Consider the following 15,344-nt stretch of genomic DNA (forward strand, 5'->3'; position numbering starts at 1 on the left):
GATGCAGATCGTTGTCGACCTCAATCGCTGTCAGGGGTACGCCCAGTGCGCGTTCCTCGCCCCGCGGGTGTTCGCCCTGCACGGCGAGGAGGCGCTGATGTACACCCCTGCCGTCCCCCGCGACCAGCACGAACGCGTCCGCCGGGCGGCGGCCGCCTGCCCCGTGCAGGCCATCGTCGTCGGCGAGCGGGCGGGCACCGGTGACCGGTGAGCGCGACGGCGGCCGGATCGTCGTCGTCGGCGCGTCCCTGGCCGGGCTGCGCGCCGCCGAGGCGCTGCGCGAGGAGGGGTTCACCGGATCGCTGACGCTGGTCGGCGAGGAGCCCCACCTCCCGTACGACAGGCCGCCGTTGTCCAAGCAGGTGCTGCTCGGCCACGCCCGCGCGCGGGACGTGGGGCTGCCGGCCCGGCGTGACATCGACGCGCGGTGGAAGCTCGGCGTACGCGCCGTGGGCGTCGACCCGGCCGGGAAACAGGTGCTGCTCGACGACGGCGAGCGGCTGCCGTTCGACCGGCTGCTCATCGCCACCGGGACCCGGGCCCGCCCCTGGCCGGTGCCCGCCGAGGCCGCGCTGGACGGGGTGCTGACGCTGCGCACGCGTGACGACGCGGAGCTCCTCGCCGAGCGCCTCGACGCCGGGCCCCGCCGCGTCCTGGTGATCGGCGCGGGGTTCACCGGCTCGGAGATCGCCTCGGCCTGCCGGGAGCGGGGCATCAAGGTGACGGTCGCCGAACGCGGGCCCGCGCCCCTGGTCGGTGCCCTCGGCGGGACGCTCGGCGCCTTCGCCGCGACGATGCAGCGCGCGCACGGCGTCGACCTGCGCTGCGGAGTGACGGTCACCGCGCTGAAGGGCAGGAACGGCCGCTTCACCGGCGCCGGGTTCTCCGACGGCGGGCGGATCGACGCCGACGTCGCCGTGGTCGCCCTGGGCGCCGTGCGCAACACCGAGTGGCTGGCCGGGTCGGGGCTGGCGGCAGGTCCCCGGGGCCTGGCCTGCGACGCGGGATGCCGGGCCTTCGACATGTACGGGATCGTCACCGACGACGTCTTCGTCGCCGGGGACGTGGCGCGGTTCCCGCACCCGCTCTTCGAGTACCAGATGCTCTCCCTCGAACACTGGGGCAACGCCGTCGCGCAGGCCGAGGTGGCGGCCCACAACATGATCAGCCCGGGGCCGCTGCGGCGCCCGCACCTGACGGTGCCCGCCTTCTGGTCCGCGCAGTTCGGCCTCAACATCAAGTCCGTCGGCGTGCCGACCTTCTCCGACCAGGTGGTCATCGCGCAGGGGTCGCTGCGCGAAGGCCGTCTGATCGCCGTCTACGGCTACCGCGGGCGGATCACCGCCGCCGTCAGCGTGAACCGGGCGAAGTGGCTGGAGCACTACCAGCGCCTGATCGAGACGGCGGCCCCGTTCCCGCCGGGGCCCGGCGCCGCCGACCTGCCGGAGGCGGCGGTGCCCGTCACCTCCGACGTACCCGACCCACGGCACCTCTCGCACGGCCCGACCGTGGCCCTCACCGGCCACCTGCCGGACCGGCGCCTGACCCTGGTGCGGCCGGGCGACTGAAGACCCCCACCGTCCGACCACCGTCCGACGCCGAAAAGGAGCCCCGCGCATGCAGCCGGACACCCTGTTCCAGCGGATCACCGACTACGCGAACCGCGCCGACCCCTACCCGCTCTACGCCGAACTCCGCGAGAACGGCGTGACGCGACAGGAGGACGGCGGCTATCTCGTGGGCACCTACCACGAGATAGCCGCCCTCCTCCACGACCCGCGGATCAGCTCGGACACGCGCAACCGCACCGACCCCGACCCGGCGACGCTCAGGAGGGGCGACCTGCCACCGGCCTTCATCGGTCTCGACGACCCCGAGCACGACCGGCTGCGCCGCATCGCGATGCGGCCCTTCGGCCCACCGCACTCCCCCGGCAGGATCGACGGCCTGCACGACGACATCACCCGGACCGCCGAGGAACTGATCGACTCCTTCCGGGGCGCCGACCGGATCGACATCGTCGACGAATTCGCCTACCCGCTCCCCGTCACCGTGATCTGCCGGCTGCTGGGCGTGCCCCACGAGGACGTACCCCGGATCCGCGCGTGGACCGACGCGATCGTCACCGGCCTCGACATCACACCCGGCACGGACCAGGAGGAGCGCCGGCAGGCTGCCATGGCGGGCCGCGACGCGATGGCCCTGTATCTGGGGGAACTGGCCGGCAGCCGCCGCGGCCACCCCTCGCACGACCTGCTCTCCGCCCTCGTCAACGACCCCGGCCCCGAAGGACAGCTCACCGAACGGGAAGTGATGGCCACGGCGACGCTCCTGCTCATCGCCGGGCACGAGACGACCGTCAACCTCATCACCAACGGCGTCCTCACCCTGCTGCGCCACCCGGAGGCACTGAAGCGGCTGCGCGCGGAGCCCGAGCTGATGCCGAAGGCGGTGGAAGAACTGCTGCGCTACGAACCGCCCGTGCACATGCTGCCGCAGCGCACCCCGCTGGCCGACGTCGAGGTCGCCGGGGTCACCGTCCCCAAGGGCGCGCCGCTGATCCTCGTGCTCGCCTCCGGCAACCGCGATCCCCGCCGCTTCGACGAACCCGGCCACTTCGACCCGGCACGCGAGGACAACCAGCACTTCGGCTTCGGCGCCGGCGTCCACAGCTGCTTCGGCGCCCCGCTCGCCCGCCTGGAGACCCAGATCGCGCTCGACGCGCTCCTGCCCTACCTCGACGGCTTCCACCTGACCGAGGACCCGCCCCCGTACCGCCGCAGCCCCATCCTGCGCGGCCCCCGCCACCTGCTGATCAACCGCACGGGCACGCAGCCCTAGAGGTGGGTGGGCGCGAACATCCGCAGGACGGCCGGGAGGACGACCACGGACGGGCCCGGCGTGGACAGGGCCTCGGTCAGGTCGTCGCGGAGGTGGTCGGGGGTGGTGCGCACGGCGGGGACGCCGAAGGAGGCGGCCAGCGCGACGAAGTCGGGGCGGGCCAGTTCCGTCGCCGTGGCCTCGCCGAAGGCGTCGGTCATGTATTCCCGCAGGATGCCGTAGCCGCCGTCGTCGACGATCAGCCAGGTGACCGGCAGGCCGTACTGCCGGGCGGTGGCCAGTTCGGCGATCGAGTACATCGCCCCACCGTCGCCGGATACGGCGAGCACCGGGCGGGCGGGGTCGGCCACCGCGGCTCCCAGGGCGGCGGGGAAGCCGTAGCCCAGGCCGCCGGCGCCCTGCGCGGAGTGGAAGGGAGCGTTCCGGGGGTCGAACGCGGACCAGGCCCAGTAGCCGAGGATCGTCATGTCCCAGAAGCTCGGGGCGTCGTCGGGCAGCGCCTCGCGCACGGCGTCCAGCACCCGCCGCTCGGTCTTGAGGTCCTGCCCGGCGATCCGGTCGTGGACGCGGTCCAGCAGGGCGCGCGCCTCGTCCGCGGCCGTGCCGCGCGGACGGCCCGTGACGGCGTCGGCGAGCGCGCCGAGGGCGAGGGCCGCGTCGGCGTGCACCCCCAGGGCCTGGTGGTTGGACTCCAGCTTGCCGAGGTCCGCCTCGATCTGGATCACCCGGCCCGAGGGGCGGAACGTGTGGTAGTTCGAGGAGAGTTCGCCGAGGCCGGAGCCGACGACGAGCAGCACGTCGGCCCGCTCCAGGAAGTCGGTCGTGTGCCGGTCCTCCAGCCACGAGCGCAGGGACAGCGGATGCTCCCAGGGGAAGGCGCCCTTGCCCCCGAAGGTGCAGGCGACCGGGGCGTCGAGCTTCTCCGCCAGTCTCCGCAGCGCCGCCTGCGCCCCGGCCCGTACGACTCCGCCGCCCGCGAGGACCACCGGCCGCCGGGCCGCGTCGAGGGCCGCGGCCGCTTCCTCGATCAGCTCCGGCCTGGGCGGCAGGGGCCGGGGCGCGGCGTCCAGCGCGCGGACGGGCGGGACGCCCGCGGGCGCGAGCAGGACGTCCTGCGGGATCTCCACCCAGACCGGCCCGGCGGGCGCCTCCAGCGCGGAGCGCCAGGCGTCGGCGAGGGCGGAGGGGATCTGCGAGGCGTGCCGTACGGAGTGCACACTCTTGACGACGTCGCGGAACGACGCCCGCTGGTCGCGGAGTTCGTGCAGGTATCCCTTGCGGCCGCCGCCGAGCCCGGCCGCCGGGATCTGGCTGGAGATGCCGAGCACGGGCGCGGACGCGGCGGCCGATTCCTGGAGGGCGGCGAGCGTCAGCAGGGCGCCGGGGCCGGTGGAGACCAGCAGCGGGGTGACGCCGCCGGTCACGCGGGCGTGGGCGTCGGCGGCGAAGCCCGCGTTGTTCTCGACGCGCAGGCCGGTGTAGCGCAGCGTGGAGCGGCGCAGCGCGTCGAAGAGGCCGAGCGCGTGCTGGCCGGGCAGCCCGAAGACGGTCGTGGCCCCCAGCGCCGTGAGCGATTCGAGGACCAGGTCTCCGCCGGTACGGGTGGGGTGCGCGGTGCTCATGGGCTGCTGCCTTCCGGTGTTCGCCGGTCCTGTAGTCGGTTTTCTGCGGGTGGTGTCGTCCGCACCACCGCTGCGCGGCGGTGTCCTCAAGCGCCGGACAGGCTGGATGTGGCTGATGTGAGGGCGCAATTCAGCCTGCGGGGCACCGCGGCCTCACTCCGTACGGGACCTGCTCAGCTGGCCCGTTCCGGAGCGCACGGCCCAGAAGAAGAGGGCCAGTGAGACGGCCGCGACCGTGAGGGAGTCGTAGGGCGCGGGCAGCCGGCCCGTCCCCTTGAAGGTGCCGAGCCAGGACAGGGTGGTGAGGAGCACCAGATAGACGACCAGCCAGGCGCCCGTGCGCAGTTCGGTCAGGAGCGGGGCGTCGTCGGGGACGGACCGCCGCATCGCCAGGAAGATCAGCAGGCCGGCCAGCACGAGGGGCAGGGCCAGGCGCAGGTCGTGCCAGCCGGACCAGTACACGAACTCGCTGGACACCACGAAGCTCAGGGGCGCGATCCAGCGCAGGCCGGGCACCCAGCCGGCCATGCCGCCGCTGTCCGGGTCGGCCCGGAAGACGGCGGCGGCGACCGCGGAGGCGGCGTAGATCAGGAGGTACATGTCGCCCATGACGCTGACGATGTGCTGCCAGCCCCCGAAGGGCAGCAGGAAGACCACGATCACGGCGAGGTTCAGCAGGAGCGCCCGGTGCGGGATGCCGGAGCGGGGGTCGACGTGCATGAAGGCGCGGGGGATCGTGCGGTTCTTGGCGAGGGCGTAGGTGTGGCGGGCGTCGAGTGCCACGCCGACGTACGCCGAGCCGCCGGGCGAGACGACCGCGTCGGCGTAGAGCAGGCTCGACAGCCAGTGCAGGTTGAGGATCAGCGCCAGCTGGCCGAACGGCGATTCGAAGCTGACGCCCTGCCAGCCGTGGCCGAGGAGGTGCTCGGGGACGGTGAAGAGGAAGGCCAGTTGGAGGGCGAGGTACATCAGGACGGCGAGGCCGATGCCGGTGAGCACGGAGGCGGGGATGGTGCGGCGGGGGTTGCGGGTCTCGCCGGAGAAGTCCAGCGGCGCCTGGAAGCCGTTGACCGAGTAGACGATGCCGCCGCCGGCGAGCGCGGACAGGCAGGCGGCGTAGCCGTACGGGGCGAATCCGCCGTGGTCGGTCAGGCGCCCGGAGTGCCAGCCGGAGGCGAACAACGCGATCACGGTGATCACCGGCACGACGATCTTGAACACCGAGACGAGGTTGTTCAGCCGGGCGAACGCCCGGACCGTGAACCAGTTCAAGGCCGTCAGCAGGACGCTCAGCGCCACGGCGATGCCCAGGCCGAAGGGGCTGAGCGAGTGGCCGTGGTAGATGTCCGGCAGATAGTGGTCGGCGTACTGCATGATCGCGCTGATCTCGGCGGCGGTGCCGCCCACGGACAGCAGGACCGACCAGCCGACGAGCGTGCCGACCAGCCGGCCGCTCGCGTAGAGCGGCCAGCGGACCGTTCCTCCGCCCTCCGGCCGCGACGCGCCGAGCTCGATCATCACCAGCGCGACGAGGCCGCACAGCAGGCCGGCGCCGACCCAGGACAGCAGGGCCGCGGGCCCCGCCGTCTGGGCGGCGTACATGGCGGCGAAGAGCCAGCCGGAACCGACGATGTTGGAGAAGCCGATCGCGGTCAGACCCCAGAACCCCAGGTCCCGGTGCAAGCGGCGTTCCTGGACGAGCACGGGTGGCGCGACGGCCCCGCCCGTCACCTGACGATCCGACACGACGGCCTCCTCGGTTCCTGGTCCGGCACAGCAGATCAGGATTCTGCCCGGCCGCGCGCGTTCGCGCCGTGACGTGTGCCGCGCGGGGCCGGTCGGTCAGCCGAGTTCGAGGCTGGTGACGCCGTAGGTGCGGCCGTCGAGGGCCGGGGTGGCGGGGCCCGCGTACATGCGGATCGTGTGCGAATCGGCGGTCAGGCCACGGGAGGCGGCCAGCGCCGTGGCGGTGCCGTGCGGTTCGGGGATGTCCATGAAGACGTCCTCGTCGGGGCCGAGGCCGGCCGTCAGGGCGTCGAACAGCTCTTCCGCGCCCTGGGGCGTGTCGGCGAACAGCGGCCCGACGCGCCGGCCGTCGCGCGAGGGCCGGATCACTCCGTAGCCGGTGACCCGCCCGTCGTCCAGGCGCACGTAGGCGGTGTGGCCGGGGGCGGTCAGCCAGCGGGCGAGGAAGGCGCGCCGCTCGGCGGGGAAGCACTGCCGGTCGTACGCGGCGACGGCGTCGAGGTGGGCCGCGGTGACGGGTGCGACGGCGGCCGCCGGGGGCGTGGTGCCGCCGGGGCGTCCCTTGTGGCGGACGGTGGTGTAGGCGGGGCCGAACCCGGCGCGCGCGTACGTGGCTTGCTGGGCGGGCACCGCGTCGAGGCCGACCGTGCGGGTCCCGGCGTGCGGGAACGCGGCGCGCCAGGTGGCCAGGCCGCGGCCCTGCCCGCGGTGGTCGGGGTGGACGAGGTAGTAGCCGAGGAAGGCGTAGTCCGGGGAGTAGGTGACGACCGAGACCGCGGAGACGGGCCGGCTGTCGAGGCGGCCGATGAAGAAGCCGGCGGGGTCGGTGGGGTGGAAGCAGGCGAGGTCGCCGGTGCCGGGGTTCCAGCCCTCCGCGGCGGCCCACTCGCCGATCAGGTGCCAGTCGTCCAGCGTGGCCGGGGCGACGGTGAAGGCCCCGTCGCCGGCGGTGGCGGAGGCCGCGTCGGCGGTGCGCGGGTGCGGGAGTCGGCCGAGGTGGTTCATGCGGGGTGTTCGTTCCTTCCCGGAATGTGACGGTGTATCAGATGAGGTCCATGGCGGCGACTTCGTCGGGCCGTCCGTAGCTGACGGGCCCCTGGAAGCGGCGGCGGGCGCTGGCGAACCACCAGATGGTGGCGATCAGCAGGACGGCACCGAGCGCGATCGGCGCGTAGTTGAAGGAGGTGGCGGTGAGCGGGGACGCCTGGGGCAGCATGAAGAGCACGTTGCTGATGACGATCCAGGTCACGGCGACGCGCGCGACGGGCTTGCCGTAGCGACCGAGGTTCCAGGGGCCGGGCTGGAAGTCCTCGTCCAGCCGCAGCCGCAGGAAGATGGGCACGCCGTAGGCGAGGAAGAGGCCGACGACGTTGACGCTGACGACGGCGGTGAACGCGGTGTGCGACCACCAGCCAGGCAGCACCAGCACCAGGGGGCAGGCGGCGGCGAGCCAGACGGCCTTGACGGGGGTGCGGGTGCGCGAGGAGACCGAGTGCCACCAGCGGGAGCCGGGCATCGCGCCGTCCCGGGAGAAGGCGAAGATCTGGCGGGTGTTGCTGGTCATGTTGGCGAGCCCGCAGAAGAGCATGGCGCCGATCACGATCAGCAGGAGCAGCCTGGCGGTGCCCATGCCGAGCGCGTCGACGAGGATCTGCACCGGGGGCGCGGACGCGCTCGCCTCCTGGTCGTAGTCGCGGATCGCGTAGACCAGGGCCAGCATGAGGACCAGGCCGGTGAGCGCGGAGCAGACGATGGCGCGCATGATGCCGCGGGGCGCGTTGACGGTGGCTTTGACGGTCTCCTCGGACATGTGGAAGCTGCCGTCGAACCCGGTGAAGGTCCAGCTGGTGACGAGCAGGCCGAGCATTCCGCCGTAGATCGCGCTGTCGAATCCGGTGTTGTTGACGAAATGGGTGGCGTAGGAGACCGACTGATGCTGGTCGGGGACCACCGTGAGGGTCACGACGATCACGACCATGCCGATGAGCAGCCACCATACGGAGATGCGGTTCACGAGGGCGACGAGCTGGACCGTGTAGGTGTTGGCGAGCCCCTGGAGCAGCAGGATCACGGCGGTGATGGCGACGGTGTGCCGGGGATCGGGGTCGTAGGAGGGCCACTGCATGGCGATGAACGCCTGGATGAAGGTGGCCGCCGCGTAGTTGGTGGCGGCCGTGCCGCCCACCTGACCCACGAAATTGAGCCAGCCCGTGTACCAGGACCAGGCGCCGCGGTGCCGCTTGGCGAGTTTGCCCGCGGAGAAATACAGGGCGCCGCTGGTGGGGTAGGCGGAGGCGATTTCCCCCATCGCGGCGCCGACGAAGAGCACCATGACGGACACGCCGATCCAGCCGAACACGAGAATCCGCGGGCCACCGGCCGTCATTCCGAATCCGAAGGAGGAGAAGATTCCGGAAATGATATTGATGATGGTGAAGGATATCGCGAAATTGTCGAAGGCCCGGAACCGGCGGGTCAGTTTCCGCGGGTAGCCCATGGCGTGCAGCGTCGCGTCGTCGTCCAGGGCGAGGGGCGCCGCTTGGCGGCGGGCTCTCATACGGACGAGGAATGCGGGTTCGAGCACAGCCACAGCCTTTCTGATGGAGGGACAGCACAACGCCCCGGGGGGTTCCCGGAGGCTTGACCGGCGGCTCGGGGCGGCCACCGGCACGGTCAGGCGGCGGGGACGGGAAGTCCGCAGAGCCGTCTGACGCGGGTCAGTTCTTCCTCGGGATCACCGAACGCGCTCCAGGGCATCCGGGAAGCGTACGGGCCCATGGCCACGAGGACGGCACGGGCCTCGCTCTCCCGGTGCGACATGAACAGCGCGTGGGCGAGATAGGCGAGGTCCAGAACCGGGGTGAAGCGATAGCCGGCCACGTGCGGGAACCAATTCTCGTAGACCCCCATCGCCGTTGTTCTCCACTGGTGTTGCTCCCAGGTGCGGTGGGCCAGCGGGGCGGCCGGGTCGTGGTCCTGGACCAGCGTCACCAGCGGGAGCAGGCGCAACGGCGAGGAGGCCGGTGCCCGTTGGCCGAGAAAAGCGGCCACATCCCACGCGGCATTCGCCGAACCGCCGTGCCGGCTGAAGAAGAAGGCCAGAAAGCGGTGGTGTGCCTCGCGGTGCCAGGGGTCGAGACGGAGGATGCGGGCCAGCAGCGCCCAGGGGCCGGGCGGCGCGGTGAGCAGACCGCGCGGGGCGGGGTCGCGGGGCCGGTGATAGCGGGCGAGCGTCAGTTTCGCGACGAGGGGCGTGGGGTCCGCCGGTGACATTTCCGCGGCCCGTTCGCAGGCGGTCAGCGCGATGCGGCCGAGGGCGACGGCTCGCCTGTCTCCTTCGTCGGCCGCGCGCAATGCCCGTAGCACCGCCACGCGGGCCCAGAGCAACGCGGCTTCCGCGCCCGGTTCTTCCGCGAGCCAGCGCTCCGCCAGATCGGAATCCGCCGCCTCCGAAGCGAGGACCGACGAACGGTGGGCCCGCAATCCGAAATCCTCCCGCGCCTCTTCCAGGACGTCGTGTGCGCTCAGGTATCGCCCCGCCCGTACGTCCACGCAGGCGCGCGCCAGTCGATGGTCCCCCGCCGCCGGATGCCAGACGTACTGCCCCTCGAATAACCCAGCGGTCATGCTCTCCTGCCGATCCTGCCGACGACACCGCCCATGCCGAACTCAGCCCGTACTCTCCCCCGGCTCCCTCGGCAGCACGCCACACCCTACTCAGCATCAAGTCGAAACGGAACGGGTCATCCGAATTACCTGGTTCAGTGGGATTTTCCAGGTCCTTCGGAGTTGTGTGCGCGCTCTTCCATTCCGGATATCGAGTAGACCCCCGACATATGCCCCTCGAATGCGGGGCGCATGCCGGGGGCCGGTGGGCGCCGCCCAGGAGCCCGGCCGGCGACCTGACGGCACATCACCCGATTCCGCCTTTTATGGGGCTGAGTGATGGGTATTCATCAGAAACATCCTTCCGCCCGCAGCTCACTTCCCGCACCCGGGGGCCCTGCCATGACCTCGCCCGTCCCGACCGCCGCCGTGCCGCTCCGCCCCGTTCCCGGCCCGGTCCGGCTGCCGCTGCTGGGCAACCTCCCCGCCTTCGGCCGCGACCCGCTGGCCTTCCTGGCCCGGCTCCGCGACGACTTCGGCGACGCCGTGACCTGGTCGCTGGGCCCGCGGCGCAGCCTGTTCCTCTCCCACCCGCAGCACATCGCCGAGCTTCTGGGCGCCGTGGAGCACAGCTTCGACATCCTCGACATCGGCTGGGCCTTCAAGCAGGTGACCGGGCAGAGCGTCATCCTCAGCCGGGGCGCCGACTGGCGCCGCAAGCGCTCGCTCGTCCAGCCGACCGTCCGCCCCCGGCAGGTCCGTGCCTACGCCGCCACCATGACCGACTGCGCGCGGGAGGCGGCCGACCGCTGGCAGGAGGGCGAACGGATCGACGTACGCCGGGAGATGGCGCTGATCACCCAGCGGGTCGTGGTGCGGACGCTGTTCGGCAATGACCTCGGCGACCGGACGCGCGCGCTCGGCGACGCGATGGAGGTGGCGCAGCGGGAGGTCGGCGCCGAGCTGCGCGGCATCAACCTCTTCCTGCCCGCCTGGGTGCGCACTCCCTCCCGGCGGCGGGTGCTCGGCGCCGTCGCGGTCGTCGACGCCGAGGTCGGCCGGCTGATCGGCGAACGCCGGCGCGCGGGAGCCGAGGCGGCACAGGGCGACGACCTGCTGGGCAGGCTGCTGGCCGCCCGCGACGAACAGGGGCTCCCGCTCTCGGCGAAGGAGGTGCGGGACGAGGCGGTGACCCTGTGGGCCGCGGGCCACGAGACGACCTCCACCCTGCTCACGTGGATCTGGTATCTGCTGGGGACCGCGCCAAAGGCCCGCGCCCGCCTCGACGAGGAACTCGGCCGGATGCTCGGCGGCCGGCCGCCCGTCATCGACGACTACGAACAGCTGCCCTGGGCCCAGCAGATCGTCAAGGAGGCGCTGCGCGTCTGTCCCCCGGTGTGGATGATCCCGGCCGTGGCCAGGGAGGGCGCGACGCTCGGCGGCACGGGCGTGGCGGCAGGCACGATCGTGTGGTGCAGCCAGTGGACGACCCACCGGGACCCCCGCTGGTTCCCCGACCCGACCGCCTTCCGCCCGGAACGCTGGTCCCCCGACGCGCCCGACGCGGTGCCGGACCACGCGTGGTTCCCCTTCGGCGGCGGCCAGCGCACGTGCCTGGGCGCTCGTTTCGCTCTGGTGGAGGCGGTCATGGTGCTGGCCACGCTGGCGCAGCGCTGCACGCTGGAGACGGATCCGGGCACCCCGGGAATCCAGGCCGGCCTCCTGCTCCAGCCGGCGAAGACCCTACGGGCGACGGTCCGGCACCGGGGGCGCTGAGCGGCTGACGGTGGTGAGGGGGTGGGTGCCGGGCGCCGCGCCCCCAGCGGTCAAGCGTCCAAAGAGATCGCGTTCTTCGCCTCGTCCAGCGCCCCTTCAGGAGCCGCGCCGCCCGGATTCGCCGTGGCGAGTGCCTGGTTGAGGGTGGCGAACGGGCGCAGGCGCTCCTCGTAGCGCGAGAAGGCGACACCGTGGTCGCCGTCCGCCTTGGCGAGCTCGTCGGCCAGGACGTGTGAACCTCCTCCTCTACAGCCACGCCCAGGGCCTCGCCGTCCACCTGGAACGGGAGGCCCAGGCGCAGGGCGTGACGGGCCTCTCGGAGGAGGAGTGGATCGACAGCCAGGCTCCCGCCCTCGCCGCGCTCACCTCGTCAGGCGACTACCCGGCGTTCGGCCGCGTCATCGCCTCGCTCTCGGAGACCGGCTACGACCTGCACCTCGACGAGATCTTCGAGATGGGGCTGACGTCGATGCTCGACGGGCTGTCAGCCCTCATCGGCGGCGGGCACGGCTGACGCCCGACGGGGTCACTCGCGTACGGGCACCGTGTTCGCCACCGCGGTGACGTGCAGTTCGCCGTTGTCGACGAGGTCACCGAGCTCGATGGTGCGGTACGACGTGGCCGCAGGCGGGGTCACCCGCAGGTAGGCCGCCTGGCGTGCGGCGGAGCCGGAGTGGGTCCAGGCGACGACGGCCTGGGCCGTGCCGCCGGGCTCGATGCGTACGACCTTGTTGCCCGGGTCGTCGGCGTACCACGTGCTGCCCCGGACCGCGTGCGAGGACAGCTCCTCATGCTGCGCGTTCTCCAGTCCCAGGCCCGGGTATCCGCGCAGGGCGCACTCCCGGGCGCCGGTGTTCTTGAACTCGAGCGTCCCTCCCGCGTGGCTCATCCCGCCACCGAGGCGGTTGTGGAACGACACGCTCAGATCCGAGGCCGCGCAGGTCGCGAGCCCGGCCGAGCCCGCCGCGGGCGCCTCCTGCGCGACGGCTCCGGTCGTGAGCCCGGCGCTCAGCACGACGGCGGCGGCCCCGGAGAGGGCGAGTTTCGCGTTCATGCGGGGTATCACTTTGCGCTCCTTCGTACGGTGCGATGCGACCTGATCAAGGTCGTGTTCCCGCCTACCCATAGGGCGTGCGTTCGAACATGAAGGGTCGACAACCGGCCACGTCCTGGTTGCGGGGCGGTGTCGTTCAGACATCGAACTCCGCACCGGACATGGGGCCGGTGCAGCGGGCCAGGGCCGGGCCCCGCTCGTGCTCCTCCGCCGGGAAACGGGCGAAGAAGTCGAGCAGGAATCCGGCTGAATCCGGCGGAAGTTCCTCGCGTCGCGGAAGGTACGGGACAAAGTCACCCGCGACATGTAGAGGTACCCCGGCGACGCAAGTGATCTCGGCTGTCGCCAGGACGGACGCCCGCTCCCCCTCCCCGGTTCCACCGGCCCCGGCAGAGCTCGCCTCCGTACGAGCCCTGCCGGGAGACGCGGATCAGTCCCGTACGGCCAGCGACTCGAGCCCCTCCGGCAGGGCCGTCGTGTGGACGACGCCCAGCCGCTGGGTCGGGCGGGTGAGGGCGACGTAGAGGTCGCTGACCCCGAACTCCGCCGGTTCCGCCACGATCACCGTGTCGAATTCCAGGCCCTTGGCCTGTCTGGGGTCGAGCAGGACGACCGGGCTGGTCAGGTCCGGGGCCGGGCCCGTGGAGGCGGTGGGGAGGGCGGCGGCCAGCGCGGCGTGGTGGGAGCGCGGGGCGATCACCGCGAGGCGGGCCTCGTCGTGGGTCTCGCGCGCGACGGCGGCGGCGACCGCGCGGGGCAGGTCCCCGGTCCGGTGCGCCCAGGGCCGTACGCCGGTGGAGCGGACCGAGCGCGGCGGCGCGAAGAAGGGGTCCGCGGACCGGATCACCTCCGCCGCGACCTCCATGATCTCGGCGGGGGTGCGGTAGTTGACGCCGAGCCTGACGTGCTCCCAGCGGTCGTCGACGTACGGCGACAGGATCGTCTCCCATGCTCCGCAGCCGCCCGGTTCGGCGGTCTGGGCCGGGTCGCCGACCAGGGTCATCGAGCGGGTCGGGCAGCGGCGCATCAGCAGCCGCCACATCATCGCGGACAGCTCCTGCGCCTCGTCCACGATGATGTGGCCGAACGCCCAGGTGCGGTCGGCGGCGGCGCGCTCGGCGGCGCTGCGGTGGTCGGCCTCCTCGTGCCGGTCGGCGAGCCGTTCGGCGTCGACCAGGTCGTGGGCGGCGAGCACCTCCGAGTCCTCGTCGACGCGGTCCTCGAACTCCTGGGTGCGGGAGCCGTAGGAGAGGTCGAGCACGCCCTGCGCGTACGCGATGCGCTCCTGGCGCTCGGCCTCGGCGGCGGCGCGGGCGGCCGAGTCGTCCTCACCGAGGAGTTCGGCGGCCTCGTCCAGGAGCGGGACGTCGGCGGGGGTCCAGGGGCCTCCCTCGCGGCGGATCGCGGCGGCGTCCGCTTCCGGGAGGTGGACGGGGTCGGCGAGGAAGTCGGCGACCAGCTCCTGCGGCGTGAGCAGTGGCCACAACTCGTCGATGGTGCGGCGGACTTCGGCACTGGCAGCGATCGCCTTGCCGAGCTGGGCGATGTCGTCGGGGCCGAGGAAGTTCGGTCCGCCGTACGGGTCCGCGCCGATGCGGTCGGCCAGCTGGGCGGTCAGCGCGTCGATGACGCGGAACGCGAAGTAGGGGCGGGCGAGGTTGTGCGGCAGGTTGGTGGCGCGCGCCTGCTGCCGGGCCTCCTCCGCGATGGCCGTGTCCAGCAGCAGCTCGCCGTCCTCGTGGTCGATGACCCGCACGGGGTCGGGCAGGGTCTGCCGGTCGCGTACGCAGCGGGCCAGCGCGTCGGCCATCGTGGCGGCGCCCTTGACCTCGGCGGCGCGGGCGGTGTCGGTGCCGGTCGCGGTCACGCCCGGGAAGAGCTCGCCGGGCGTGGCGAGCAGGACGCCCGTCTCGCCGAGCGAGGGCAGCACCTCGCCGATGTAGCCGAGGAAGGCGGGGTTCGGCCCGACGATCAGCACGGCGCGGCGGGCCAGTTGCTCGCGGTGGGCGTAGAGCAGGAAGGCGGCGCGGTGCAGTGCCACCACGGTCTTTCCGGTGCCCGGCCCGCCCTCGACGACGAGGACACCGTGGTGCGGTGCCCGGATGATCCGGTCCTGTTCGGCCTGGATGGTCTGCACGATGTCGTGCATGCGGCCGGTGCGCGCCGCGTCCAGCGCGGCGAGCAGCACGGCGTCCGCGTCGGCGCCTTCGTGCCCGGTGCGTTCGGCGTCGGCGAGGTCCAGGATCTCGTCGTGCAGGGCGGTGACCGTGCGGCCCTCGGTGGTGATGTGCCGTCTGCGGCGCAGCCCCATGGGGGTGTGTCCGGTGGCGAGGTAGAAGGGGCGCGCGACCTCGGCCCGCCAGTCGACGACCAGCGGGGTGCGGTCGGCGTCGTCGCGGCGCATGCCGATCCGGCCGATGTGGTGGTCACGGCCGTCGCGGAAGGTGAGGCGGCCGAAGCAGAGGCCGTTCTCGCCGGCGTTGAAGGCGGCGAGCAGGCCGGACTGTTCGGCGACGAGCACGTCCCGCTCCAGGCGCGCCTGGAAGGTGTTCCCGGCAGGCGACATGGCGGCCTTCACCGCGGCCTCGGCCTCGGTGCGCAGTTCGGCGAGGCGATCGTGGAGCAGATCGATGAATTCCTGCTCACGACGCATTTCCTCGTTTGACAATTCGACTCCCACCCGGATACGATGCACTCAT

At 72.6% G+C, this 15,344-nt stretch carries 12 protein-coding genes; 5 read left to right on the top strand and 7 right to left on the bottom strand.

Translation table 11 applies throughout. The annotated features are described in order from the left end of the window. The first annotated feature begins 1 nt into the window (after position 1). From ACFY1P_RS05430 to ACFY1P_RS05440, 3 genes are read left to right on the top strand one after another with little or no spacing between them, the layout of a single operon-like run. Complete coding sequence (locus ACFY1P_RS05430; protein WP_361524528.1) at positions 2-211, top strand: ferredoxin; 210 nt, start codon at positions 2-4, stop codon at positions 209-211. Next, entirely contained in the window at positions 201-1,568 is a 1,368-nt protein-coding gene (locus ACFY1P_RS05435) for an NAD(P)/FAD-dependent oxidoreductase (protein ID WP_390749781.1), read from the top strand. The genes ACFY1P_RS05430 and ACFY1P_RS05435 overlap by 11 nt, the downstream gene beginning before the upstream one ends. A 49-nt stretch (positions 1,569-1,617) precedes the next feature. Next, positions 1,618-2,841, top strand: a complete 1,224-nt coding sequence (locus ACFY1P_RS05440; protein ID WP_390749782.1) for a cytochrome P450 — start codon at positions 1,618-1,620, stop codon at positions 2,839-2,841. Here ACFY1P_RS05440 and ACFY1P_RS05445 read toward each other — a convergent pair. The 5 genes from ACFY1P_RS05445 to ACFY1P_RS05465 all read right to left on the bottom strand — a co-directional run bounded on the left by ACFY1P_RS05445 (position 2,838) and on the right by ACFY1P_RS05465 (position 9,836). After that, entirely contained in the window at positions 2,838-4,463 is a 1,626-nt protein-coding gene (locus ACFY1P_RS05445) for a thiamine pyrophosphate-binding protein (RefSeq protein WP_390749783.1), read from the bottom strand. The genes ACFY1P_RS05440 and ACFY1P_RS05445 overlap by 4 nt on opposite strands. Before the next feature lie 153 nt (positions 4,464-4,616). Further along, a complete protein-coding gene (locus ACFY1P_RS05450; RefSeq protein ID WP_361524566.1) occupies positions 4,617-6,146 on the bottom strand; it encodes an APC family permease in 1,530 nt (509 codons plus the stop codon). Positions 6,147-6,305: 159 nt separating this feature from the next. After that, the gene (locus ACFY1P_RS05455) at positions 6,306-7,214 is read right to left on the bottom strand and encodes a GNAT family N-acetyltransferase (protein WP_390749784.1); all 909 of its coding nucleotides are present in this window, start codon (positions 7,212-7,214) and stop codon (positions 6,306-6,308) included. Between the two features lie 37 nt (positions 7,215-7,251). After that, a complete protein-coding gene (locus ACFY1P_RS05460) occupies positions 7,252-8,706 on the bottom strand; it encodes an amino acid permease (protein WP_361524563.1) in 1,455 nt (484 codons plus the stop codon). Positions 8,707-8,882: 176 nt separating this feature from the next. Continuing rightward, positions 8,883-9,836 (bottom strand): hypothetical protein, encoded by a 954-nt coding sequence (locus tag ACFY1P_RS05465; RefSeq protein ID WP_361524512.1) that lies wholly within the window; start codon positions 9,834-9,836, stop codon positions 8,883-8,885. Between the two features lie 381 nt (positions 9,837-10,217). On the opposite strand from ACFY1P_RS05465, the gene ACFY1P_RS05470 reads away from it, so the two are divergent. Next, positions 10,218-11,591 carry a cytochrome P450 gene (locus tag ACFY1P_RS05470; RefSeq protein ID WP_390749785.1) on the top strand — a complete coding sequence of 458 codons (1,374 nt, stop codon included), beginning with the start codon at positions 10,218-10,220 and terminating at the stop codon, positions 11,589-11,591. Positions 11,592-11,823: 232 nt separating this feature from the next. Further along, positions 11,824-12,105: a TetR/AcrR family transcriptional regulator C-terminal domain-containing protein gene (locus tag ACFY1P_RS05475; protein ID WP_361524509.1), complete on the top strand. Its 282-nt coding sequence runs from the start codon at positions 11,824-11,826 to the stop codon at positions 12,103-12,105. A gap of 12 nt (positions 12,106-12,117) precedes the next feature. On the opposite strand, the gene ACFY1P_RS05480 is transcribed toward ACFY1P_RS05475, so the two are convergent. Further along, complete coding sequence (locus tag ACFY1P_RS05480; RefSeq protein WP_361524506.1) at positions 12,118-12,645, bottom strand: DUF4232 domain-containing protein; 528 nt, start codon at positions 12,643-12,645, stop codon at positions 12,118-12,120. A gap of 430 nt (positions 12,646-13,075) precedes the next feature. Next, positions 13,076-15,298 carry a HelD family protein gene (locus ACFY1P_RS05485; protein WP_390749810.1) on the bottom strand — a complete coding sequence of 741 codons (2,223 nt, stop codon included), beginning with the start codon at positions 15,296-15,298 and terminating at the stop codon, positions 13,076-13,078. Positions 15,299-15,344: the final 46 nt, after the last annotated feature.

The organism is Streptomyces sp. NPDC001407 (assembly GCF_042895325.1).
Lineage (GTDB): Bacteria > Actinomycetota > Actinomycetes > Streptomycetales > Streptomycetaceae > Streptomyces.